We start from the raw sequence: 26,679 nt of genomic DNA, 5'->3' as shown, positions 1-26,679 counted from the left end.
ATCTCTATATTTTCTTTGATTGATAAGTGTATTATTAATAAAACTATGTGTATTGAATTATTAGCTACTAAACGCAACTTGAATTCCGTTTTATTATAGACAGAGTCTTTAGATCTTAATAAGATATCCGCCTTATGAATAAGGCATTAAAAAGTATAAGAAAAGACGCCATAAGAAGTATTACTTCTTTCATACAATGGTTCTAATTTAATGTTAAGTTTAAATATTAAAAAAAGACTATCGAAAATCACTTTTTACGAAGTAAGTCTATAGGTAGCTCAAACATCACAAATTTGAATGGCTTGCCTTAAAGCTGCGAGTTTATCTTCTGATACCGGAATAAATTCCTGTGCCACATATCCTTTAAATCCTGTCTCAACTATTGCTTTCATAATTGCAGGATAATACAATTCTTGTGTGTCGCCAATCTCATTTCTACCAGGTACTCCTGCTGTATGGTAGTGTCCATAATAATTAGCATTTTGGCGTATGGTAGCAATAATATCTCCTTCCATTACCTGCATATGGTAAATATCGTATAATAATTTAAAGTTTTCAGAACCTATTTTATCTACTAATTTAATTCCCCAAGGTGAATTATCGCACATATAATCTTTATGGTTCACTTTACTATTCAATAATTCCATAATAACTGTTACACCTCTTTTCTCAGCCTGTTTAATTAATGGATCTAATCCTACAGCACAATTCTCTAATCCTATTTCATCATCCATACCAAATCGATTGCCCGAAAATACAATCACCTGTTTTACACCTGCGTCAGCCGCTTTATCTATCAATCCTGAATATTGCTCCTGCAATGGTTTATGATTCTTTACCGCATTAAAACCATGTTTAATATTGGCAAAGGTATCAGTACCAAGTGAACACTTTAAACCATACTTACTTACTATAGCCCATTCTTCAGGTTTCAATAAATCAATAGCTTTAATACCCATATCAGCCGATTTTTCAGCCAATTCCTCTAAAGGAGTTTTACTAAAACACCACCGACATACTGAATGATTGATGTTGCCTTTTAAACTAAAAGGAGTATTTGTATCAAGAGTTGATTGGGCAAATGTATTTATATTACTAACTGCTAATGCACCTGCTCCTAATGATATATTTTTGAGTACGTCTCTTCTTTTCATGGTTAGATAAATTTATAATGTTTAAATGTAGCAAATTTGATTTATTACTTGCATTAACATTTATCAAAAATACCTCTTGAATTAAAACAACTATTTATGGATTAATTGTTTATTATCAAAATAATATTGCTCCAACTATTTCTCGTTTAAACTATCAATTATATTCTTTAGTAAGGGGTTTCGATTTTCAGAATTCCAAACAGCAGAAAGCGTTGTGCGTAACTTTAATTTCCGCAATTCAATAAATTTAATGGCACCTGTATATCCTTTTTGTAATGCCGTAGGTACAATTGAAATTCCCAAGTTATTTTCAACCAATTTAAAAATGGTTCCAGCATGAACGGAATTGTGAGATATTTTCGGATCGAATCCGGCTTTATCAAATAATTGCATCACTTGTTCAAAATAAAATGGACTATACGATTGTTCAAACAAAATAAACTCTTCATCTTTTAATTGCTTAAGACTTTTAAATAGGTCGGTGGTTAAAGGGTGATTTTCAGGCAGTACTAAAGAAAATGTATCTTCAAAAACAGGAATCATTTTCAATCCTCTTGGCACCCTGTTTAAACGCACAAAACCTAAATCGATTTCTTGTTGCAACAGCGCCGAAATTTGATCAGGATTTTCCATTTCTTTCAATGTGAAATGGATGTTCGGATAATTTCTTTTAAGAGACAATAACAAATTTGGTATTACATTTTGCATGGCTGATCCTAAATAACCCATATGTAATTCACCCTCCTTACCAGCATCAACTAATTGAGCATGAGCTAACGCCTTTTCTAAATGTTTATTTACAAAAATAAACTCATCTCTAAGATATTCTCCAGCCTTAGTTAATGCGACTTTCTTATTATTTCTCTCAAATAAATCAAACCCTAACTCTTCTTCTAGTTGTTTGATTTGTCTACTCAATCCTGGTTGAGAAATGTATAAACGTTCTGCAGCTTTTCTAAAGTGTAAATCTTCAGCAACGGCTAAAAAGTAGTTGATATGACGTAATTCCATTGATAACTATTATTTATTAATAATTGACAATATTGATATTGTTAAGCATCAAATATACTATTAATTTTGAGGAACTTTAAAAAAGAAGAATCAGATGTTTTTATATGGTGAAGAGCATTTAACGGTTGGAAAAGCATTGGCTATTTTGCGCGGTGATTTAAAAACTTCAATAGGGCCTAATACTTCAAACAAAATTGAAAAAGCGCATCAAATTGTACTAAATACAGCACAAAAAGAACAAGCTGTTTACGGTATCAATACTGGTTTTGGACCTTTATGTGACACTAAAATATCACCTAAAGATACAAGCGAGTTACAACGTAAAATTTTGTTAAGTCACAGTGTGGGAGTTGGAGACCCTATTTCAGAAGAATTATCAAAATTAATGTTGATATTAAAAGTACAATCACTAAGTCAAGGACACTCAGGTATCTCTAGAGAAATTATTGATCGCATACTATGGCATATAGATAATAATATAATTCCGGTGGTGCCAGAACAAGGTTCAGTGGGAGCTTCAGGAGATTTATGTCCGCTATCTCATTTGTTTTTGCCACTGATTGGAGAGGGAGAAGTATTCTATAATGGAGAACGCCTTCCTAGTAATAAAGTTCTACAGGCGCATCATTTATCACCGGTGAAATTACACCCGAAAGCTGGTTTGGCTTTAATTAACGGCACTCAATTTATTCTTGCGCATGCTGTTCTTGTTGTAGATAAATTATACAATTGTTTAGCCCATGCAGATGTTATTGGCGCTTTAATGATAGAAGGTTTGATGGGATCTCAATCTCCATTTCACAAAGAACTACATGCAACAAGACCCTACAAAGGAAACATTCATGTTGCGGCACGTATTTCTTCTTTTCTTAAAGACTCAGAAATTGGCAAATCACATGTAGATTGCGATAAAGTGCAAGACCCTTATTCTTTGAGGTGCATGCCTCAAGTACATGGTACCTCTAGAAATGCATGGGTACATTTAAAAGAATTGGTTGAAGTTGAAATGAATTCTGCTACCGACAACCCAATTATAATTTCTGAAGAACTAATTATTAGCGGTGGTTCTTTTCACGGACAGCCTTTAGCCCTTCCTTTAGATTATGTCTGTTTAGCAGCTGCTGAACTTGGGTCTATATCAGACAGAAGAACCTATTTAGCCTTAGAAGGCAAATACAAAGGCACCCCTCGACTTTTGATGGAAGACACAGGATTGAATTCTGGGTTTATGATTCTTCAATACACTGCAGCAGCATTGGTTAGTGAGAATAAAGGGTTATGTTTTCCTGCAAGTGCAGATAGCATACCAACTTCTTTAGGGCAAGAAGACCATGTGAGCATGGGATCTATTGGTGGTCGCAAAGCGCTTAGAGTTATCAATAATTTAGAAAAGATACTTGCAATAGAGCTACTTAGTGCTGCCCAAGCATTTGAATTTAGAAAACCTCTTAAATCGTCTAAAATTTTAGATGAAGTTCATGACGAGATTAGAAAACATGTGAGTTTTGCTGAAGAAGATCGTATTTTCTCATACGACATTGCTAAGGCAACTGACCTTATACAAAACGGAAGCCTTTTAAACTTAACAAAAATGCAAGTTGCATTTAGTGAATTTGATACGTTATTCGAAACCTATTAAACACAATTAAAATGACAGTACAAGAATTTCAACAACATATTCAACAAGGAATCCCTTCTGAGCTTCCTGCAAGAAAGTCATATCCAAAAGATGCCAATCGCGCTCCAAAGCGAAAAGACATACTTAACTCTGAAGAAAAGAAGCTTGCTATAAAAAATGCATTGCGCTATTTCCCTGTAAATTGGCATCAAGAGTTAGCAATTGAATTTGCTGAAGAACTCAATGATTTAGGAAGAATCTATATGCACAGATTCAAACCCGAATACGATATTTATGCTAGACCAATTGATGACTATCCTACAAAAACAACAGAAGCAGCTGCAATCATGTTGATGATTCAAAACAATCTTGATCCAGCCGTAGCACAGCATCCTGAAGAGCTTATTACCTATGGTGGTAACGGAGCTGTATTTCAAAATTGGGCACAATATCTTTTAACAATGCAATACTTGTCTGAAATAACAAATGAACAAACATTGCATATGTATTCTGGTCATCCAATGGGCTTATTCCCTTCATCTACTGATGCCCCTAGAGTGGTTGTTACCAATGGTATGATGATTCCTAATTATTCACAACCAGATGATTTAGAAAAATTCAATGCTTTAGGAGTAACGCAGTACGGACAAATGACGGCAGGCTCTTACATGTACATTGGTCCTCAAGGAATTGTACATGGCACCACTATTACTGTTATGAATGCTTTTAGAAAGATACTTCCTAAAAATGAAACTCCAAAAGGGAAGGTATTTGTAACTTCCGGTTTAGGTGGAATGAGCGGCGCTCAGCCTAAAGCTGGAAATATTGTTGGTTGTATAACTGTTTGTGCCGAGGTAAATCCAAAAGCAGCCCAAAAAAGATACGAACAAGGATGGGCCGATGTTTTAATTGACAATGTCAAACATTTGGTCGTAAGAATCAAAGAAGCTCAGAAAAATAATGAAACTGTAGCTATAGCCTTTATAGGTAATGTAGTTGATGTTTGGGAACACTTATATAAAGAAGGAGTATATGTACATGTAGGATCTGATCAAACATCATTACACAACCCTTGGTCTGGAGGGTATTATCCTGTAGGGATAAGTTTTGAAGAAGCCAATTTCTTGATAAAAGAAAATCCGTCGCTCTTTAAAAAATATGTTCAAGATTCATTAGTACGTCATGCTGCAGCTATTAATAAACATACTGCTAAAGGCACCTACTTTTTTGATTATGGAAATGCATTTTTATTAGAAGCATCTCGAGCCGGAGCAGATATCATGAAAAACAAAGAAGAGTTTAAATACTCGAGTTATGTTCAAGACATTTTAGGGCCAATGTGTTTTGATTATGGTTTTGGACCTTTTAGATGGGTATGTACTTCTGGAAATCCAGATGATTTAGATATTTCAGATAATCTTGCAATGGAAGTTTTAGAAGAAATGATGCAAACAGCTCCAGACGAAATAAAATTGCAAATGCAAGACAACATCACATGGATTGACAATGCAAAAAGAAATAAATTAGTTGTAGGGTCACAAGCTCGAATACTATATGCAGATGCAGAAGGTCGTATTAAAATAGCAAGAGCATTTAACAAGGCTGTGGCCAATCGTACTTTGAGTGCGCCTGTAGTTTTAGGTCGTGATCATCACGATGTTAGTGGTACCGATTCTCCTTATAGAGAAACGAGCAATATTTATGACGGAAGCAAGTTCACAGCAGACATGGCTATACACAATGTGATTGGCGATAGTTTTAGAGGTGCCTCTTGGGTATCTATACACAACGGTGGCGGCGTTGGCTGGGGAGAAGTGATTAATGGTGGTTTCGGAATGGTTTTAGACGGTACAGAAAGTGCAAACAAAAGACTAGAAAGCATGTTGTTTTACGATGTAAATAATGGAATTGCTCGTAGAAGTTGGGCAAGAAACGATGAAGCCTTATTTGCAATTCAACGTGAGATGGAACGAACTCCAACATTAAAAGTTACATTACCTAATAAAGTTTCAGAAGATTTATTAAACAATTTACTATAAAAAAAGCCCTGCAATGCAGGGCTTTAATTTTTTAGGAAACTAATTACAATTGTAATATAAAAGACTCTAAGGGGTCAATTGTTATTTCAATGGTACCTAGTCCGTTATGAACAGTTAAATTAAAAGTATCTGTTCCGTACAACTGGTCTTTCAGTTGATAAGAACCATCTAATACATTCCAAGCTTTTAAAAGCTCTTCTGGTAATTTTAACGCAAAAGTATAGCTGTCTATTGCATCAAAATTAGATAAAATTAAAAGCTGTTCATTTTCAGACCAACGTGCAAATGAAAATACACGATGATTGTAATTTTCTGTGTGCTCTCTATTATAGTGATGGATTTCGGCATAATCGCCCATTAAGGCTTCACTATTAATAGAAAAGTTTAATAAACGTTGATAGAAATCACGCAATTCTCTTTCTTCTTGGCTAGATTGGCCACCATCAAATTGCTTGTTATTCATCCATCTTTGGTGATGTGGCACACCGATATAATCAAAAATAGAGGTACGTGTTGGCGCACCAAAACCAGCCTCTTCTGCTCCTGGTTCTCCTACTTCCTGACCAAAATAAATCAATGTTGGCGATGTGCTAATTGTTGTACTTACCACCATTGCTGGCTTACCCTTTTTAGCATCTCCTGCAAAATCAGGACTCGCAATTCGCTGCTCATCATGATTTTCTAAAAAGTGTAACATTTGATGCTCAATATCTTTAACATCTGATTGTAATTTAGGTAGGTTGTCCGTTAATCCATGACCTTTCATAATGTGTTTGATAGTGTCATACATTGCCACTTTATCATACAGGTAATCCATTTTTCCTTTATAGATATAATCTCTATAAAGACTAGGATTGTAAACTTCTGCCAATAAAAATGCATCAGGGTAGTCCACTTTAATAGACGAATTCATATAACTCCAAAATTCTACAGGAACCATTTCTGCCATATCATACCTAAATCCGTCAACTCCTTTTGCCAACCAATACAAAGCAATATCTCTAAATTTCAACCAAGAATCTGGAATAGTTTTATCTTTCCAAAAATCAAAATGGGCTTTACAATCTTTCATATCATACCCCTCTGGTAGTGTTTCAAAATCATAAGAACCATCAGGACGAACTCCATAATTCACTTTTACTGTTTCATACCAATCGTAGAAACTAGGTTTAGAAGCTCTTGAACCATTTCCTGTCCACTTTGCCGGATTTTCATCGAACATTCCATCAGAAAGAGGATGATTTTCACCACCTAAAGGAAGATAACCATTTAAAAAATCAGGCACTTCAAAGGCCTCTCCAGGATTGTAATAAAAATTATTATTGACAGCGTACTGAACAGAGGTATCATCATTTGCTCCAAAATCTACTGTTCCTTCTGGGTTTGATAAACTTTGGTAGTTTCTAGCAACATGATTGGGCACAATGTCAATAACTACTTTTAATCCCGCTTGATGTGTACGTTCAATAAGCGCTTCAAATTCAGCCAATCTATTTTCAGGATTTTCGGCTAAATCAGGATTTACATTGTAATAATCTTTTACTGCATATGGCGAACCTGCTCTACCTTTTACCACATCTGGGTCGTCATTAGAAATGCCATAAGCTGTATAATCTGTTATTACATCGTGATGTGGTACACCTGCAAACCAAACATGCGTTACACCTAATGCTTTTATTTCTTGAAGCGCTTTATCAGAAAAATCATTAAACTTACCTATGCCATTTTCTTCTATTGTGCCCCAAGGTTTATTTGTTGTATTTGTATTTCCAAACAATCGGGTAAACACCTGATACACCACTTGCTTACCTTCTTTCTTTACGACTACTTCTTCCTTCATTTTATTCTGAGAACAACTCGCCATAAAAAGGACAACTAAACTTAATTTTAATAGATTTAAATTTTTCATAGAATAAGCCGTCTTAATATTTTAAGTGTTTTTCAAGCAATACTATATCATAGGAAGTATCAACCTCAACAGTGCCATTTACCACTTTAAAAGTTAAATTTGAATAGGCATCTCTCAATACATCTCCTTCAGAGAAAACATCTCCAACAGGAATGGTCTTTTTACCTTTTGCAACATCTAGCGCAACAACAACTTGGTCAGTAGTTTTATCAGATACATACGTTCTTTTGAATACATAAGGTGATTCAGAAATCATCTGATGCTTACCTGCACCTACTGCAGGATGATTATGTCTGAATTTCCCTAATCGCTGCCAATGTTCCAAAACTATTATACGATCTTCATTAATCCTGTATTGCGTCCAATCCATAGCAGAACGCAGATTGGCATCTCCATTCGCCCCTTCAACTATTAATTCTCTGGCAACCTCATCTCCGTAGTACACCTGAGAAGCCCCAGGAGATAGTAATAACTTTGTAGCAGTTTCAAACGGTTTTTCGCGTTTTGGATCAAAAGGACTACCATCGTCATGAGAACTTAAATAGTTCAACACACTGCAGCCTTTCAACTCGTTTTGTAATGCATTATCATATTTTACAAATAAGTCTTCAGTAGACATTTGCGCTGCATTCCACTTAAATTCAAAATTGATTTGACCTTGAAAAGCATTGTCATAATAATCTACTTTTTTATTGCCAAAGTCAAAATAACGACCTCCACTAATACCATAGTTATAAACTTCTGAAACTAAATAAAAATCAGTTTCGTCAACTACTTTCTCTGGATTGTCTTTTTTAAATTTAGCAAAAGCTAAATCACATACCTTCTTAAATTCTTGCCAAACATATTCTTCGGTATGTTTAACTGTATCGCAACGGTAACCATCAATTCCGAAGTCTGTAATATAATCTGACAACCATTTCATGATATAAAATCTTGGAGCTCTTGGATAACCAGTTGCCTCAAAAAAGGCATCAAGCTCTGCAACTTCCTGCTCATATCTACCTTCTGATTTCCATTTCTCAACTAACTGCGGAGGCAATGCAACTTCTTCGTTGCTATCTGTTCTAATATCTGGCAGGTTTTTAACCAAAGTACAAGTTACCGTGTTTTCATAGTTATCATAAGTACATTGAGGCTCTGTGCGTATCCAATCACTTGGCCAAACTGGATCGTTCTCAGTAACCGGACCCGTATGATTGATAACCGCATCTAAGATAATTCGGATGCCTTTTGAATGTGCTTCTGCAACCAACTCATGTAAATCTTCTTTAGTTCCGAAATTAGGGTCAATAGCTGTCCAATCCTTTGCCCAATAGCCGTGAAAACCATAAGTAACCCCTGTACCTTCATCGGTTCCTCCATGAATTTGCTCTACAATAGGAGTCATCCAAATAGCAGAAATACCAAGATCCGTAAAATATCCTTCTTTAATTTTTTGAGTAATCCCTTTTAAATCTCCTCCTTCAAAACCTCTTAGTACCGCGGTTTCTTTAGAACGATCAAAATTTAAATCGTTGGTAACATCGCCATTATTAAAACGATCTGTTAACAGAAAATAGATGTTTGCATTCTCCCAAACAAAATCATTTTCTTGTTGGTAATTAATTACGGTTGGCTCTTTACAAGAAACCATGGCCAAAAGGCCAATTAGAGTGATAAAAAACTTATTCAATGGTTAAAATTTTAAATTAATTGCTACTTCTTTAGAAGAATTCCAAGACACCTTTAATTCTAAGGTTTGATTGGAATTGTTATATGAATAATCTACTTTTTCTTTATTGATCTTTACAAATTTAGGCGTCTTAGAAACATTATGAATAATCAACGTATAGTTCTTATCCTGAGCATCTTGAAGTTTCCCTAATTCAGCCTCAAGAGAAATATTTAGCTTTTTATTTGATGCTTTACTTGAAGCTTTTACAATTTCAAAAGCACCTTTTTCAAAAGCTTCTTGCAACAAACCATCGTCATTATACCATACTCGTTCTGAATTGGAAACTTCAGCGTGATGGTAGTAATGAATATCTAATTCATTAGCATTATAATCCTTTGTTGTTAGCATAGGTTTTGCCATAGGTATAAAGGCACCTGCTCTTACAAATGTTGGAATGGAAGTTTCTCCCGTTTTAAAAGTTTTGGTTTGGCCTCCATCATATATTTGATCGGAATAAAAATCAAACCAAGGACCTGACTTTGGGAAATACACCTCTTGAGATTCTTGACCTTGTTCTAGAATTGGAGCAACTAAAAAATCATTTCCCCATAAATACGTTTTTGAATAATCATATAATACTAGATTATCAGATTCTTCAAAGAATATTGATCGCATTAATGGCGCTCCTGTTTGATTATTTTCCCATGCCAATGTATAGATATATGGCAATAATTGATACCTCAATTTAATCGCTTCTTTTGCCAACAACTTTGCTTTTTCTAATCGAAATACGGGTTCAGATGGCACTTCTTGTTGGGCATGAGGTCTATAAATTGGCTGAAAAACACCATACTGTAACCAACGCACATACAATTCGTCATCTAAATTTGGCCCTGCAAATCCGCCCAAATCAGAATGCATATAGCCCATACCTTGCATTGCCATTTGTAATGCAATTTTAGGTTGCGCTTGCAAACCTCCCCAAGTTCTATTTACATCGCCACTCCAAGGAATCATGCCATATCGCTGAGAACCAGAATAACCTGCTCTCATAAGAATAAACGGTCGTTGCTCGGGAAAATCTCTCTGATAGCCCTCATATACCAATCGAGCCCAATCGTGTCCGTAAATATTGTGAACTTCATCTGCTGTTCCCGTGGCGTGCAACAATTCTTTTGGGTGAACTTCAGGTTCTCCTAAATCTCCCCAAACACCAGTTACCCCCATATTGGCAATCTTTTTATAGATATTCCAAAACCATCGCTCACCTTCTGGTTTATAAATATCAACTAAACCAGTGTTGCCAAAATAAAAATCGTAGGTAAATGGGTTCCCTAAAGAATCTTTTGCAAGTACGTCTTTTAAGACTGCTTCATACCACCGGTTTGAGGTTGTTAAAATAAATGGTTCCGAAATCAAAACGGTTTGCACCCCTTTGGCTTGAAAATCATCAATCATTTTTTGAGGAGTAGGAAATGAGTCTTTCAAAAACTCCAAATTTCCCATATGGCCTTGAATGTCTTTTCCGAACCAAAAGATATCTAAGATTACGGCATCTAATGGAATTTCTTCTTCTTGGAATTTTTCTACAGTATTTCTTGTTTCAGTTTCTGTATGATAGCCAAATCTGCTTGAAAAATTACCGAGTGCCCAACGTGGTAATAGCGGTTGCTTACCAGTTAAATCGGTGTAATTGGCAATAAGATCTAACCAACTATCTCCCACAACAATTTGGTAGGTCTTTCTACCCGAAATGGTTTCATAGGTTAAGGTATTATCTTTCTTACTATCTAAATCTAAAAAACCAATAGGAGCATTATCAAAATGAATAGCATACAATTCAGATGAAAGCACCAAAGGCATTGTGTAATTCATCAACTCTGAATGGGTTTCGTAACCATAATGCGCTCTATTATACAACTCCAAACGATACCCTCTTCGGTTCATTGGCAAAGCTCTAGCACCAGCTCCATATAGCACCTCAGTATCATTTAAATTAAACTGGATATGTTCTGAATTCTCGTGTTTTGAATACCCGTTTTTTTCAGATGTTATTAATTTACCTTTATAGTAATAAGCTATTTTAAAAGGACTTTTTTGTATATGCACTTCCATTCCTGAGGTCTTGAATACAACTTTATCTGTTGACTCTTTAAACTCAGGTTTTGAATATTTTGGTCGCATCACAACAGCATGCGAATGCTTGTGTAATTCTTGCCCTTCTGGCACGAAGGTAGTTTCAATTATTTGATCTGAATACGGAGTAATTGTATACACACCATCACTCACTTTTATATTCACAATTCCATGAGAAGTCATATGCCCCTCAATGAACTTCCTATTACTATTTTGTGCCGTTAATTGTAGACTTGCAATTGCAAGAATTAGTAGAACTAATTTTTTCATTTACTTTTTTAATAAAAATGTAAGAGGAATATCTAAACGCTTCGCCCAAGAAATCTCGTCGTGAGCTGCTCCGTCAAACTTTAAATTTTGAAAGTTTGAATCATCAAATCCTTTTTCTTTATAGACTTTGTTTACTTTATCAGCATATTGAGGATAGTAAGCATCTAGGGTTTCAGTCCCATAATCAAAGTAAAAGTTTTGATTTTCAGGTTTCACCTCATTAGATTTCATATATTCAAAAAATGCAGGTGGTATAGGATTATTTTCCATAGGTGTTGCTCCAGGCCAATAGGTAGAAATACAAGCAGCCCCACCAAAAACCTCAGGGTATTCGAACATGGCATACATAGAAATAAGACCTCCCATACTAGACCCTGCAACAAATGTATTTGTAGCATCTGTATACACAGCATACGTTTGATCTATATACGGTTTTACTTCTTGTGTAATAAATTTTAGGTAGGCATCAGCATTAAAAGAAACGTCAAAATTGTTTTCTTTAGCTTTCTCCAGCATTGCATTTTTAGCCTCCTCGGAGAGTAAATCAAATGCCTTTTCTGGGAAATAATCTTGCCACCTAATTTCAGAAATATTCCAAATGGCCACTACAATAAAGTCTTTAACCGAGCCATATTTCATTAATTGAGAAGCTACCTCATCTACCTTCCATTCTTGCTTATTCCATGTGGTTGTTTCATCAAACAACATTTGTCCATCATGCATGTATACTACAGCATATTTTTTTGAATCATCATAGCCTTCTGGCAACCATACATCTAAAGTTCTTGGCGATACATTTACAGTTGGAAATGAATCAATTCTCTGCAGAATACCACTTGATAAATTTACTTCTGGAGTATAATAAGCTTGTGCCGTTTCTTTTTGAGATTTAGCACAAGAAATAAGTGTTACTAAAACAATACAATACGAAATGATGCGCATACGAATTTATTTTGTAGTGAACAGATAAGACCCTTTTTCAGATAACTCTATAGTTGTATCCCACATAATTGATGCATCCGTTTGGATGTTTCTCAATTGCTTGCCAACTAAACCAACTTCATTAAACCTAGATAGGTCTAAACTATACGGTTTGTCATTCTTATTAATCACATGAACTACGGTTTCGTCATCAGAAATTCTAAACAATACATATACACCATTTTCTGGAGCGAAATGCAATGTTTTGCCATTATGAATTGCATTACTCGATTTTCTGAAATTGAGCAATTTAGAAACATATTGCTGCATTTCTTTTTGGTCTGTTGTCAATCCTTCACCAGTAAATGCATTTACTTTATCACTAGCCCATCCTCCAGGAAAATCGGTTCGTATTAGTCCATGGTCTCCAGGTTTATCCAAATCATCCATCAAAATTTCAGTACCATAAAACATTTGCAATACACGAGGTATAACAGCGTAATAACTCAAAGCCATTTTGGTGTTAGTGATATCTAAATCCATTTGCGTATGAATTCTACTCATATCGTGGTTGTCTGGAAAAACCAAAATATCTTTAGGACTATAATAACCAAAATCATTAGCCAAACCTTCATAAATTTTAATTAGACCTGTATCCCAACGTTCATCTTCTCTAATCGCCTCAACAACTGTGCGCTGCATAGCAAAGTCCATAGAAGATTTTAAATTTGAATCATACCCGTCGTGGTTTTTATTTCCATCTTGCCAATAAGCAATTAACAAAGGATTGTAACTCCACTCTTCGCCAACTATGGAAAAATTAGGGTACTCATTCATGATTTCCCCAGCCCAGTCTGACATAAAATTCTTATCTGGATACGGATATGTATCTTGTCTAATACCACTTAGATTTGCTTCTTCTATCCACCAAATACTGTTTTGAATAATATATGTAGCCATAAAAGGATTACGCTGATTTAAATCAGGCATTCCCTTAACAAACCAGCCATCAGTCATCCCTTTTTTATCAATTTCAGATGCGTAATTGTCTTGATTGCTCGTTCTTCTGTGATTCGATCGAATCACCACATCGCTACTCCAATTCTCAACATTATTTTCGTAATGTTCTTGGTAATTCAACCAATCTTCAAAGGGCAAATCTTTCATCCACCAATGCTCCAATCCACAGTGATTTGCAACCTGATCCATTACTAACTTCATTTCTCTTTTGGTCATCTCTGCAGAGAGCGTTTTGTACTCTTCAATCGTTCCAAAACGAGGGTCAATTTGATATAAATCTGTAACTGCATACCCATGGTAAGAACCTTCAGACATATCGTTTGTTAATAAAGGGCAAGGCCAAATTGAGGTATACCCCAAATCGTGAATGTAATCAAGATGCTCTGTTATACCTTGAATATCTCCGCCATGTCTTTTATAATCATCTGACCTATCTATTGTAGATTCATTCAAACCAGAAACAATATCATTGTCTGGATTTGCATTCGCAAATCTATCTGGAGTAATTAAAAAAATTGCATCTGAACTGTCAAACCCAACATGCTCTTCTGCTGTCTGATCACGTTCTTTTATCTGGTACGAGTGACTCAATTTTATCTTCTTTCCTTTAAAAAAATCTATTTTATAGGTGCCTTTTTTGGCTTTAGAAATATCTAAATCTAAAAAAAGATAGTTATCACTCTTAGTAGCTTTATGTGTTTTAAGTAAACCTATAGCCGCATCTTCAATCTTCGGTTCTAAATCAGCTATATTTTCACCATAAATTAATAATTGTAATTGGGCGTTTTTCATGCCTTCCCACCAATGTGGTGGCTCAACTCTATCAATGTTTTGTGCTTGCGTGGTAGCTATACCAACCAACAAAAAAAAATAAAAAATTACCTGTATTTTTTTCATGGTGATTGTATTAAAAATTTCTTTAACTAATAACAAAATGAGTTATTGATTAAATCGTCATTAACTCATTCTTCTCAATGGTTTTTGATGTGCCATTTACAAAAACCTCAACAGGTGTGTCAGATTCATTAATAAACTGACATTCCGTATGACTTTTGTATACTTTTAAAGTACTTCCTCTAAAATTAATTTTAAAAGAATATGATTTCCACTCATCAGGAATCTGAGGGTTAAATGAAAGCTTACCATCAAAATTTCTCATTCCTCCAAACCCTTGCACAATTGCCAACCATGTTCCGGCCATACTTGTAATATGCAATCCTTCATGCACTTCGTGATTGTAATCATCTAAATCTAATCTAGAAGTACGCAGGTATTGTTCATAAGCTTTTGGCATTCTATCTATTGAAGCAGCCAAAATTGAATGTATACAAGGAGATAGTGAAGATTCGTGCACCGTAAAAGGTTCGTAAAAATCAAAATGTCTTTCAATTTCATCTCGTGTAAATTGATCTTCAAACATGTACATACCCTGCAACGTATCAGCTTGTTTGATATAGCATGAACGTAAAATACGATCCCAAGACCATTTTTGATTGATTGGCCTTTCTGATTTTGGTAAATCTGATGTAGGAATCAATTCTTTATCTAAGAAACCATCTTGCTGCAAGTATACTTGATGTTCTTCTGAATAAGGAAAATACATATCTTTCGCTACTTTTAACCAAGCTTCAATTTCTAATTCTGATAATTTAGTAAGCTGCATAACACGATCATGATCGTTCGCATATTCAGCTTTTACTTTTTTAATTTGTTCAACGGTATACTCTATACACCATTTTGCAATGTAATTTGTATAGAAGTTATTGTTGATATTATTTTCGTACTCATTCGGACCCGTTACCCCTAGAATTACATATTTGTTTTTTGCATTTGAGAACGATGCTCTTTGATGCCAAAAACGAGATACACCAATCATAACCTCTAATCCAAATTCTGGAATATAGCTATAGTCGTTTGTGTAATTTACGTAGTTGTAAATGGCATAAATCATGGCCCCATTTCTATGAATTTCTTCAAAAGTAATTTCCCACTCATTATGACATTCTTCACCATTCATTGTAACCATTGGATAGAGTGCTGCTCCACCACAAAACCCAAGTTTCTCGGCATTTTCAATTGCTTTATCAAGCTGGTTGTGTCTGTATTTTAATAAGTTTCTAGCAACATCTTTATCTTTTGTACTCATATAAAAAGGAATACAATAGGCTTCTGTATCCCAATAAGTACTGCCTCCGTATTTCTCTCCTGTAAATCCTTTAGGGCCTATATTTAATCTTGAATCTTCACCAGAATAGGTTTGGTTCAAATGGAAAATATTAAAACGAATAGCTTGCTGTGCCTTTACGTCTCCTTCTATTATAATATCCGCAGTTTCCCAAATATTAGCCCAAGCTTCTTTTTGCTTTTCTAATAAAGCTGTAAATCCAATTGCAGCAGCTTCAGACAATACCTTTTGAGATTCAGCGATTAAATTTTCTTCGTCATGATTCATTGACTGACAGTAGCCACCAAATTTTATAATTGAAATGGTATCTCCTTTTGAAACACTGGTTTTAGAAGTATAATCAATTCGTTTTTCTACTTCATGCACAGTTTTTGGTAAATGTACTTTCTCACCATTCAATTCAAAAGAAATGTGCATACCTGTTGCAACATAGAACTTTGTTTTTAGGGTACGAGAGAGAATAACCGCATCATTATCGCGATCTTCAATATCTAGTACTTTCCAAAATAGTTCGTCGTAATTGGTATCTTCATTTTTAATCCCCCCATCTAAATAAGGGCTAAATTGAATCTCTCCGGTAAAGTTTAATGGCGTTACGCTATATTTAATAGCTCCCACTTCATTTAACACCAATGAGCAAAAACGGATACTCTCTATTTGCACCTCATTTCCATTATTCATAGTTGCTATAAAAGTTCTTTTTAAATACCCCTCTTTCATATTAAGCTCTCGCTTAAACTTTGTAATTGAACAAGTATTTAAATCTAATTGCTCGCCATTAATAGCAAGATTGATTCCAATCCAATTTGGAGCATTTAAAACTTTTGCAAAATATTCTGGATATCCATTTTTCCACCATCCAACTCTGGTCTTATCTGGGTAATAAATTCCCCCGATATAACTACCTTGAAAGGTTTCTCCTGAATAGTGCTCTTCAAAATTGGCACGTTGCCCCATGGCACCGTTACCAATACTAAAGATACTTTCAGATGCTGTGGCATGTGTCTTGTCAAATCCTTCTTCAATTATCGACCACTCATCTGGAATTATATAATCTAAATTCATTTTTAGTTGCTTATCAATTTGTTTATTACATCAATTGTCAATCCTTTTGTAGAAGGAAAAACCAATGATGCCTCTTTTAATGTTTTGGTATCTCCAATACCTATACTTATCATTCCCGCCAAATTTGCAGCTTCTATACCCGCAATTGCATCTTCTACTACCACACAGTTTTCAGGCGCTACACCTAATTTGTTTGAGGCAATTAAAAACACTTCTGGATCTGGTTTTGCTTTAGACACATCGTTGCCATCTACAATGGCATCAAACAATTCAATTAATTCAAGCTGTTCGAGTATTAAACGAGCATTCTTACTAGCAGAACCTAAAGAGAACGGAATATTATTCTCTTTTAAATGCAACAGTACTTGTTGCATACCTTCTAGTATTTCATCTTGTTCCATTTGTTTGATATAGCTTAAATAATGTTCATTTTTTGATTGCATTACTCTCACTTTTTCATCATCAGGTAATGTCATACTACCTATATTTAAAAGTATTTCTAGAGAACGTGCTCTACTCACACCTTTTAACAACTCGTTTTGCTCTTCTGTAAAATCAAACCCTAAATCGTTTGCCAATTTTTTCCATGCTTTATAGTGATACTTAGCCGTATCTACTATTACACCATCTAAATCAAATATGAATGCTTTTTCTTTATTCATTACTTTGGTATGAAATTGCGTTTTTGTTTGTGATTAAAAAATTAAGTAGACCAGCTACTATTAAACTAATACCTGCTACAGTCATAGCATAAATTGTCTCATCTCCTAAAAGTTTATACGCAAAGTTTATTCCTCCAACTGCCGCAACTATTTGAGGAATTACAATGAACATATTGAATAGTCCCATAATAACACCCATTTTTTTCGGGTCTACAGAACTTGATAACATAGCGTAAGGCATAGATAAAATACTTCCCCATGAAATTCCAATTGCTATAAAAGAGACAATTAAATATTCAGGAGATGGTATATAGTACATCATTATAAATCCAAAACCACCAATGATTAAAGATGCCATATGCACAAACTTTCTATTAATTCTACGCTTAGAAGTGAACATTACAAGTAACAATGCAAATGCCATTGAAGATAATCCATAGACACCCATATACGAACCTACTAAATCAGCAGCATTCTGATAATTTAAGTTGTCCTCTTTAAAGCTTGCAGCTTCTGTAGAAATATCCATATTATAATTAGCCTCAATAGGCACTGGCGCATCAAAAACATGCTCTGTTAGTGCTGGTGTAGCCATACTCCACATTGTAAAAAAAGCAAACCATGAAAAGAATTGAATTAACCCCAAACGCTTCATTGTTTTGGGCATTGATCCAATATTCTCTATAATATCTCGTATGAATCTGTTTTTAGATTCGCGCTTTTCTCTTTCAAAAGCTTCCAAGTCTTCAGGCGGATATTCATCAGTAGTAAATACCGTATATAGAATGCTTATCAAGAAAACTATAGCACCAGTTGAAAATGCAACCTTTACTGACATTGGCACAATACCAGGACCTGCTTCGTTACTTGCACCTAATTGAGTAATCAACCAAGGCAAGTTACTAGCTACCCATGTACCAATTCCAATAATTAATGTTTGCATTACAAAGCCATAAGATCTTTGGGATTCATCAAGCTTATCTGCAACAAGGGCTCTAAATGGCTCCATAGAAATGTTTATTGACGCATCCATCACCCAGAGCAAACCAACGGCTACCCATAATACCGGTGAATGAGGTACAATAAATAATGCTATGGAGCTTAAAACAGCTCCAATTAAAAAATAAGGTCTTCGTCTACCCCATCTTGGATGCCAAGTTTTATCACTTAGATAACCAATAATTGGTTGAACTATAAGACCTGTTAATGGCGCGGCTATCCAAAGCATAGGAATATCATCTTTACTTGCACCTAGTGTTTGGAATATTCTCGACATAAATCCGCCTTGCAGCGCAAATCCGAATTGAATTCCAAGAAACCCAAAACTCATGTTCCAGATTTCCCAGAAACTTAGTTTCCGTTTTTTCATGATAAAATGTATAATGATTGATGTTGAACTACAGGTTAAACACCTATAATTCAATTATGTGAAGTCGAAATTTAGTAAATTGTGAAATTACTTTGTAAGTTACAAAGATAGGAACAAAATTTTTAATCGTGCAAGTTTAAATGCTTTTTGTAGACTTACGCACCTTTAAATTAGTGGATAAGACTATTTTTTGAGGGTCTAAATCCTCCTTACTTTCGATACGATTTATAAGCAATTCCGCAGCTTGTTTTCCCATTGTAAAACCGTGCTGAACAACAGTAGTTAAAGGTGGTAAAGCCAGTTTAGAAATTGGGCCATCTGTAAACCCAATAACACTCACATCATCTGGCACTGTAAATCCATTTTGCTTAGCAGCGTTCATTGCGCTTACGGCATACACTTCATTCACTGCAAAAATTCCATCTGGTGAATTGTTTTCGAACAGTACTGATATTTGTTCAGAAATATCTTGGGTTTCATCAATTTCTAGAATAATCGATTCGTCAATAGACATACCATTAGATTCTAATGCCTTTATATATCCCTCCCTTCTTAACTTTCCAACTGTTACATGACTAGGAGTAGTTATATGCGCTATTCTTTTACAACCAATATCAATCAAATGATTTGTTGCATTCATAGCCCCTCCAACATCATCAATAACAACCTTATCACATTTAAAGTCTTCATTTATACGATCAAACATGACAAACGGAAAATCATCTTCCATTAAATTATTAAAATGTTTGTAATCGTCTTTACGCTGAGTTTCTTTGGACATAGATATTATAAGACCGTCTACTGTACCATTTGTAAACATATCTATGTTCATTACTTCTTTATCAAAAGATTCATTAGACAAACAAATCAATACATTATAGCCCCGTCTATTTGTAACTTCTTCTATCCCTTGAATTACCGTTGTAAAGAAATGATGCACAATATCGGGTACAACTACACCAATCATTTTTGTCTGCTGATTTTGCAGTCTAACTGCTAAACTATTTGGTTTGTAATGATAGAGTTTTGCGAAGGCTTGAATTTTCTCTCTTAGATCTACACTAATTTCTGAGCTATTTTTTAAAGCTTTTGAAACGGTAGAAATCGAAACTTCAAACTCTTTTGCTATTTTTTTTAAGGTAATTTTTGGACGCATAGTTTTAAGGCCAACTAATACATCAAATATACATTTAAAAAACGAAAATACGACCCCCAGTTCAACCCTTATTTTCATAAAATCGAGCCTAATAATATGCTCAATTATCTGAATTTTTATCAAAATTGACATTTTTAGCCTCCAAACTCAAACGTTTGCGTAAAAAAGTTATGAATACTAAAACGTTTTCGTATTTTTTTTTAACGTGAAAAAATTGTTAAAAAATGGCTTTATAAATAGCTTCACCGTGTGAAATTCGAGATTTAGTAACTATTGTTCAATCAAAAAACAACGTTTAATTAATTTAACTTTACATGAAAAACTTAAGAATATTTGTGGTTCTTTTACTACTCCCATTGTGCACATTTGCACAACTATTGGTGAGTGGAACTGTTACTGAAAAAGCAACAGATTCTCCGCTACCTGGAGTAGATGTAATCTTAAAAGGTACTGCAAGAGGAACATCTACAGATTTTGATGGGAATTATTCATTAAATAATGTAAACACTGGTGATATTTTAGTGTTTTCTTATTTAGGATATCAACCTCAAGAAATAACTGTAGAAAGTTCTACAACAATTAATGTAGCATTAGAAAAAGGTTCTGAGGCCTTAGATGAAGTAGTCGTAATTGGTTATGGTACAACTACCGCAAGAGATGCTACGGGTTCAGTTGCCTCAATAAAAGCTGATGAAGTTAATAGAGGTGCAGCTGCAAGTGCAGAACAATTATTAGTTGGGCAAGTTGCCGGTGTTCAAGTAACTACTGGTGGTGGTGCACCTGGCACAGGAAGTACAATTAGAATTCGTAATGGAGCATCTTTAAATGCAAACAACGACCCTTTAATAGTAATTGATGGATTACCAGTGTCTAGTGGTGGAGTTGGAGGATCTAGAAGTCCATTGGATTTATTAAATCCAAATGACATAGAGTCTTTCTCTATTCTAAAAGATGCATCTGCAACGGCAATTTATGGATCAAGAGCGTCTAACGGTGTCATTATTATTACTACCAAAAAAGGAAAATCCGGTGAATTGAAAGTAGATTATAGCGGTAATTTCTCTGTACATGAAACAGCAGAATTTATTGACGCTTTATCTGCAAATCAGTTTAGAGATTATGTAACTGCAAATGGAACACCTTCAGATATAGATTTATTAACAGATAAAAATACCAACTGGCAAGATGAAATTTTTGATACGGCTTTTGGTACTGAACATAATGTAAGTGTTTCTGGTGGAGGAAATAAACTAAATGCAAGAGGTTCTGTTAGTTTTACCAAATTAGGTGGTACATTAAAAACATCTGATATGGAAAGAGGAACATTTTCGTTGAATTTAGGATCTAAATTATTGGATGACCATCTTGATATTAAATTAAATTTAAAAGCTGCATCTATCAACAATCAATTTGCTGATACTGGTGCCATCGGAAATGCTATTGCATTTGATCCTACAAAACCAGTTAGAGATCCTTCATCTCCATACGGAGGTTATTTTGAATGGTTAGAAAACAATGGAAACCCAATAGCTGTTGGAGCTCCAAAAAACCCGGTTGCAATGTTAGAATTAAGAGATAATACTTCTAATGTAAACCGTTTTATTGGAAATATTCAATTTGATTATAAATTTCATTTCTTACCTGAATTAAGGGCTAACGTTAATTTAGCAATTGACAATTCAAAAGGAAAAGGATCTAATGAAATTTATGATTCTGCATTATCAAATACAATAGAACTTGCTCAATTAGGTGAGATTTCTGAATACACAAATGAGCAAGAGAACGAGTTAATGGATATTTATTTGAACTATGCTAAATATATTGAGTCTATTGAAAGTAAAATTGACTTTACTGCAGGATATTCGTATCAAAACTTTGTTTATAAAGGTAATTCAACCACAAATATTCAAGATGCAACAAGAAGGCTAACTACAGAATACTATAATGAAAACAATTTACAGTCATTCTTTGGTAGATTGAACTACAGTTTTAAAGATAAATACCTTTTAACGGTAACTTACAGACGTGATGGGTCTTCAAGATTTAGTGAAGAAAATCGTTGGGGTAATTTCCCTTCTGCTGCCTTTGCTTGGAAAGTTATTGATGAAGATTTTATGGCTGATAGTGCTTTTTCTAACTTGAAATTGAGATTAGGTTGGGGTGTTACAGGTCAGCAAGATATTGGATCTTTCTATCCTTCAATTCCATTGTACCGTTTGAGTACAGATACTGCTCAATATCAGTTTGGCAATATGTTCTATAATACATATAGAGCAGAACCTTTTAATACAACTTTAAAATGGGAAGAAACTACTACCTATAACATTGGTGTAGATTTCGGTTTTTTTAAAGGACGTTTGAACGGTAGTTTAGATGGCTATTTAAGAGAAACAAAAGATTTATTAAACTTCATTCCTTTCCCTGCTGGCTCTTCATTATCTAATGCAGATAATGCCAATATTGGAACTATGGAAAACATTGGGATTGAATTAGCATTAAACGGAACTGCTATTCAAAAAGAGGATATGCAATTAGATTTAGGATTTAACATTTCTTGGCAAGACTTTGAAATTACAAAACTTACCACGGGTGATGATCCAAATTATGCAGGAGTAGAAACAGGTGGTATATCAGGGGGTGTTGGTAATACAGTTCAAATTCATTCTGTAGGTTACCAACCACGTTCATTCTTTGTTTATGAGCAAGTATACGATAACAACGGAAATCCTTTAGAAGATGTTTATGTAGACAGAAATGGCGATGGAGAAATTACTCCAGAAGATAGATATAGATTTAAAAGCCCTAATGCCGACGTAACTCTTGGGTTTAACACCAATTTTACGTACAAAAATTGGGATTTTAATATGTACTGGAGAGGAAGCTTCGGAAACTATGTTTACAATAATGTATATTCTAATTTAGGTTTTCAAAACCAATTATTAAATGCTGCTTTCCCATTAGTTATTTCAAATGGAGTTGAAAATGTATTAGACACTGGATTTATTAATGGTGGTACAGAACGTTACTTATCAGACTACTATGTTCAAAATGCTTCATTCGTAAAACTAGACAATATTGGCGTTGGTTATAATTTTGGAGAAGTGTTTAAAGGAGAGGCTAATTTAAGAGTAAGCCTAACTGGACAGAATCTACTAATTATATCAGATTACGACGGAATAGACCCTGAAGTTTTCAGTGGTATCGATTATAATATTTATCCAAGACCAAGAATTTATACCCTTGGAGTTAACCTTAATTTTTAATGACGATGAAAACATACTTTAATAAAATTATTCTTGGCGCCTTGGTTGCTTTGTTATCACTAACAGCATGTTTTGATGACTTAGATACTGTGCCACAAACCGATGATTTAGTGCTTGCTGAAGACATCTTTAAAGATCCATCTGCGTACAAACAAATTCTTGCTAAACTTTATGCAGGTTTGGCAATTAGTGGACAACAAGGCCCTGCAGGTTTACCAGATATTTCTGGAATAGATGAAGGTTTTAGCCAGTATTTGAGACAGTATTGGTTAGCCCAAGAGGTGACTACAGATGAGGCCGTAATTGGATGGGCTGATGGTAGTTTACCTGATTATCACGAACATGATTGGAATTCAGGAAACGAGTTTATTCGTGCCCTTTACAACAGATTATACTATCAGATCACAGCATGTAATGCCTTTTTAAGACAAACTACACCAACTCTTTTAGATGAAAGAGGTGTAGAAGGTACTCTTAGAGATGAGGTAGAATTATACAGAGAAGAAGCCCGATTTTTACGTGCTTTGAGTTATACTCATGCCTTAGACTTATTTGGGAATGTTCCGTTTGTAACAGAAGAAGATGAAGTTGGATTCTTTTTACCAGAACAGATTAATAGAACAGACCTATTTACTTTTATTGAAAGCGAATTATTAGCAATCGAAAATACCTTAATGGAGCCGCGTTCTAATGAGTATGCTCGAGTAGATAAAGCTGGTGCATGGACATTATTGGCTAAAATCTATTTAAATGCCGAAGTTTATACAGGACAAAGTCGTTATGCAGATGTTGTTACATATACAGACAAAGTAATTAATGCGGGATACACATTAGAACCAGAATATGCTAATTTATTCTTAGCAGATAATCATCTTTCTAATGGTGTAATTTTTCCTATTGCCTTTGATGGACTGCGCACGCAATCTTATGGAGGTACAACATTCTTAATTCATGCTGCAATTGGCGGCTCAATGAATGCCTCTGATTTTGGAGTAAATGGTGGTTGGGGTGGTACCCGAACAACTAGCGCTTTAGTGAACTTATTTGAAGTTAATTTAGGTGATTTACAAGATGGTTTAGGTCCTGTTTCATCTTGGGGTATTGTAGGAGATGCAACTCCAAATGGTTGGGGTGGTCCTGATTTAACTCTGCATGAAACAGGTGTAACTGATGTTTACGAAACATATGTAACATTAGCTGATGGTCAAATGAAATTTAGACAAGATAATCAATGGACTGTGAACTACGGAGACAATGATGCCGATGGTACTTTAGAACTAGGTGGTGCAAATATTATTGTTGAAGCTGGATCTTATAAAATAACATTCGATTTAGCCAATTTAGTTTATAGTATTCAGCCTGTTGGAGATGCAAGAGCAATGTTCTATACAGATGGTCAGAATAAAGAAATTGAAAATATACCAACATTTACTGATGGATATGCGATTACTAAATTCAAAAATGTTGATCAAGCGGGGAACGCTGGAAGCGACCCAACGGGAGATTTTACAGATACCGATTTCCCATTAATGCGGTTGGGAGACGTATACCTTATGTATGCAGAAGCTGTTGTTAGAGGTGGCGGCGGGAGCGAGTCTATGGCCATTGGATATTTAAATGAACTAAGAACTAGAGCTGGAAACCCTGAAGCTATTTCTATGTTAGATTTAGACTTAATCTTAGATGAAAGAGCTCGTGAGTTATATTGGGAAGGTCACAGAAGAACAGATTTAATTCGTTTTGGAAGATTCTCAGGAGGAGCGTATTTATGGCCTTGGAAAGGTGGAGTGACAGACGGTGTTTCTACACCTGCACATTTAGATTTATATCCAATTCCGTCTTCAGATATTAATGCGAATCCAAACCTTAACCAAAACGAAGGTTACAATTAATAAAACTTAATAAACATGAAAAATTTCATATATAAATTATTGTTGTTTGCGGTTACTCCAGTATTCTTCTTCTCTTGTGAAGATGATCGCGATCTTACAACATTAAATCCAAATACAACTATAGAAGTTAGTTTATCTAACTCTTCGGTTGTACTAGATCCAAGTATGCCTGATGCAGAGGCATTAGTTATCACTTGGCCACAACCTGATTTTGGTTTTGCTGCAGCACCTAATTATACCATTATGATGGATAATTCTGGTGGAGATTTTAGCGAAGGTGTTTCTATTAATGTGGGTTCTGCTTTAGAGCAATCTTTAACTGTGAGTCGCTTAAATAGCTATTTATTAAACTTAGGTTTTGAACAAGACATGCCAGGTGATGTAGATATTATGGTAATTGCAGAACTAGGTGATTTTCACGGAATCAGTTCTTCAACTGTAACATTAAACGCGACTGCTTATGAAGATTTACTAGACCTTTCTACACCATGGGGTATTGTTGGTTCTGGTTATAATGATTGGGGGAATGCTGGTCCTGATGCTCCGTTTTATCAAACAGCCGAAGTAGGGGTTATTGTTTCGTATGTAACGCTTGTAGATGGTGAAATTAAGTTTAGAGAAAATAATGATTGGACTTTAAACTATGGCGATGATGGTAACGATGGTACTCTTGATGAAGGAGGGACAAATATTGCCGTTACTGCAGGTATGTATAAAATAGAAATGAACTTAAATACATTAACCTATACAATCGAGCCTTACACTTGGGGAATAGTAGGCTCTGCCTATAACGATTGGGGGAATGCAGGGCCAGACTTTGCTTTTGAATACGATCCTTATTCAGATCAATGGAGAGCGGTTGTTGAATTAATGGATGGTGAAATGAAAATCAGACAAAATAACGACTGGACCTTAAACTACGGTGATTCAGGAGCAGATGGCACTTTAGATTTGGGTGGAGATAACATTGTTGTTACTGCTGGAATTTACATTATTACTGCAAATTTTGAAGAATTGACATATACCATTGAAGAAATAGATTATATCTGGGGTGTTGTTGGTTCTGCCTACAACGATTGGGGTAATGCTGGACCAGATGCTGCATTTACACGTGATTGGAGTACCAATGATGAAGCTTGGATTCTAAGAAATGTAACACTTCTTGACGGGGAATGGAAAATTAGAGGCAATAACGACTGGGTTGTAAATTATGGAGACGATGGCGCTGATGGTACAATGGAAGTTGGAGGTGCCAATATTATGGCTACGGCTGGCACATATACAATTCGCCTAAACTTTGCGAATCCAGATACTCCAACCTATACAATAGAATAAATATTTAGTTAATTTCA

At 35.0% G+C, this 26,679-nt stretch carries 16 protein-coding genes; 5 read left to right on the top strand and 11 right to left on the bottom strand.

Annotated features, from left to right (window positions below):
• Positions 1-278: 278 nt before the first annotated feature.
• Both ACYQ5R_RS05915 and ACYQ5R_RS05910 read right to left on the bottom strand, forming a co-directional pair.
• Positions 279-1,154: a hydroxypyruvate isomerase family protein gene (locus ACYQ5R_RS05915; protein WP_460189997.1), complete on the bottom strand. Its 876-nt coding sequence runs from the start codon at positions 1,152-1,154 to the stop codon at positions 279-281.
• Positions 1,155-1,289: 135 nt separating this feature from the next.
• Complete coding sequence (locus tag ACYQ5R_RS05910) at positions 1,290-2,165, bottom strand: LysR family transcriptional regulator (RefSeq protein ID WP_460189996.1); 876 nt, start codon at positions 2,163-2,165, stop codon at positions 1,290-1,292.
• Between the two features lie 94 nt (positions 2,166-2,259).
• Between ACYQ5R_RS05910 and hutH the strand changes: the two genes are divergently transcribed.
• Positions 2,260-3,804, top strand: a complete 1,545-nt coding sequence (gene hutH, locus ACYQ5R_RS05905; protein WP_460189995.1) for a histidine ammonia-lyase — start codon at positions 2,260-2,262, stop codon at positions 3,802-3,804.
• Positions 3,805-3,815: 11 nt separating this feature from the next.
• Positions 3,816-5,822, top strand: a complete 2,007-nt coding sequence (locus ACYQ5R_RS05900) for a urocanate hydratase (RefSeq protein ID WP_460189994.1) — start codon at positions 3,816-3,818, stop codon at positions 5,820-5,822.
• Between the two features lie 43 nt (positions 5,823-5,865).
• Here ACYQ5R_RS05900 and ACYQ5R_RS05895 read toward each other — a convergent pair whose 3' ends face one another.
• The 9 genes from ACYQ5R_RS05895 to ACYQ5R_RS05855 all read right to left on the bottom strand — a co-directional run bounded on the left by ACYQ5R_RS05895 (position 5,866) and on the right by ACYQ5R_RS05855 (position 20,172).
• Complete coding sequence (locus tag ACYQ5R_RS05895) at positions 5,866-7,731, bottom strand: alpha-amylase family glycosyl hydrolase (RefSeq protein ID WP_460189993.1); 1,866 nt, start codon at positions 7,729-7,731, stop codon at positions 5,866-5,868.
• Positions 7,732-7,744: 13 nt separating this feature from the next.
• Positions 7,745-9,367, bottom strand: coding sequence for an alpha-amylase family glycosyl hydrolase (locus ACYQ5R_RS05890; protein ID WP_460190499.1), 1,623 nt, complete (start codon positions 9,365-9,367; stop codon positions 7,745-7,747).
• Positions 9,368-9,409: 42 nt separating this feature from the next.
• A complete protein-coding gene (locus ACYQ5R_RS05885; protein WP_460189992.1) occupies positions 9,410-11,794 on the bottom strand; it encodes a TIM-barrel domain-containing protein in 2,385 nt (794 codons plus the stop codon).
• Positions 11,795-12,736 carry an alpha/beta hydrolase gene (locus ACYQ5R_RS05880; RefSeq protein WP_460189991.1) on the bottom strand — a complete coding sequence of 314 codons (942 nt, stop codon included), beginning with the start codon at positions 12,734-12,736 and terminating at the stop codon, positions 11,795-11,797.
• 6 nt (positions 12,737-12,742) lie between these two features.
• Positions 12,743-14,632: a glycoside hydrolase family 13 protein gene (locus ACYQ5R_RS05875; protein ID WP_460189990.1), complete on the bottom strand. Its 1,890-nt coding sequence runs from the start codon at positions 14,630-14,632 to the stop codon at positions 12,743-12,745.
• A 49-nt stretch (positions 14,633-14,681) separates the two neighbouring features.
• Positions 14,682-16,985 (bottom strand): glycoside hydrolase family 65 protein, encoded by a 2,304-nt coding sequence (locus ACYQ5R_RS05870; protein WP_460189989.1) that lies wholly within the window; start codon positions 16,983-16,985, stop codon positions 14,682-14,684.
• A gap of 2 nt (positions 16,986-16,987) precedes the next feature.
• Positions 16,988-17,647 (bottom strand): beta-phosphoglucomutase, encoded by a 660-nt coding sequence (pgmB, locus tag ACYQ5R_RS05865; protein ID WP_460189988.1) that lies wholly within the window; start codon positions 17,645-17,647, stop codon positions 16,988-16,990.
• Positions 17,640-19,016 carry an MFS transporter gene (locus tag ACYQ5R_RS05860; RefSeq protein ID WP_460189987.1) on the bottom strand — a complete coding sequence of 459 codons (1,377 nt, stop codon included), beginning with the start codon at positions 19,014-19,016 and terminating at the stop codon, positions 17,640-17,642. Before ACYQ5R_RS05860 ends, pgmB begins: the two co-directional genes overlap by 8 nt.
• 136 nt (positions 19,017-19,152) lie before the next feature.
• On the bottom strand, positions 19,153-20,172 hold the full coding sequence (locus ACYQ5R_RS05855; RefSeq protein WP_460189986.1) for a LacI family DNA-binding transcriptional regulator: 1,020 nt from the start codon (positions 20,170-20,172) through the stop codon (positions 19,153-19,155).
• 314 nt (positions 20,173-20,486) lie between these two features.
• Between ACYQ5R_RS05855 and ACYQ5R_RS05850 the strand changes: the two genes are divergently transcribed.
• From ACYQ5R_RS05850 to ACYQ5R_RS05840, 3 genes are read left to right on the top strand one after another with little or no spacing between them, the layout of a single operon-like run.
• Entirely contained in the window at positions 20,487-23,435 is a 2,949-nt protein-coding gene (locus ACYQ5R_RS05850; protein ID WP_460189985.1) for a SusC/RagA family TonB-linked outer membrane protein, read from the top strand.
• Between the two features lie 5 nt (positions 23,436-23,440).
• Positions 23,441-25,327, top strand: coding sequence for a RagB/SusD family nutrient uptake outer membrane protein (locus tag ACYQ5R_RS05845; RefSeq protein WP_460189984.1), 1,887 nt, complete (start codon positions 23,441-23,443; stop codon positions 25,325-25,327).
• Positions 25,328-25,342: 15 nt separating this feature from the next.
• Positions 25,343-26,662, top strand: a complete 1,320-nt coding sequence (locus tag ACYQ5R_RS05840; protein ID WP_460189983.1) for a SusE domain-containing protein — start codon at positions 25,343-25,345, stop codon at positions 26,660-26,662.
• The last annotated feature ends 17 nt before the right edge of the window (positions 26,663-26,679 follow it).

This window comes from Urechidicola sp. KH5, assembly GCF_054661455.1.
The sequence above is the reverse complement of the archived record's forward strand: the minus strand, read 5'-3'. Positions and strand labels throughout refer to the sequence as shown.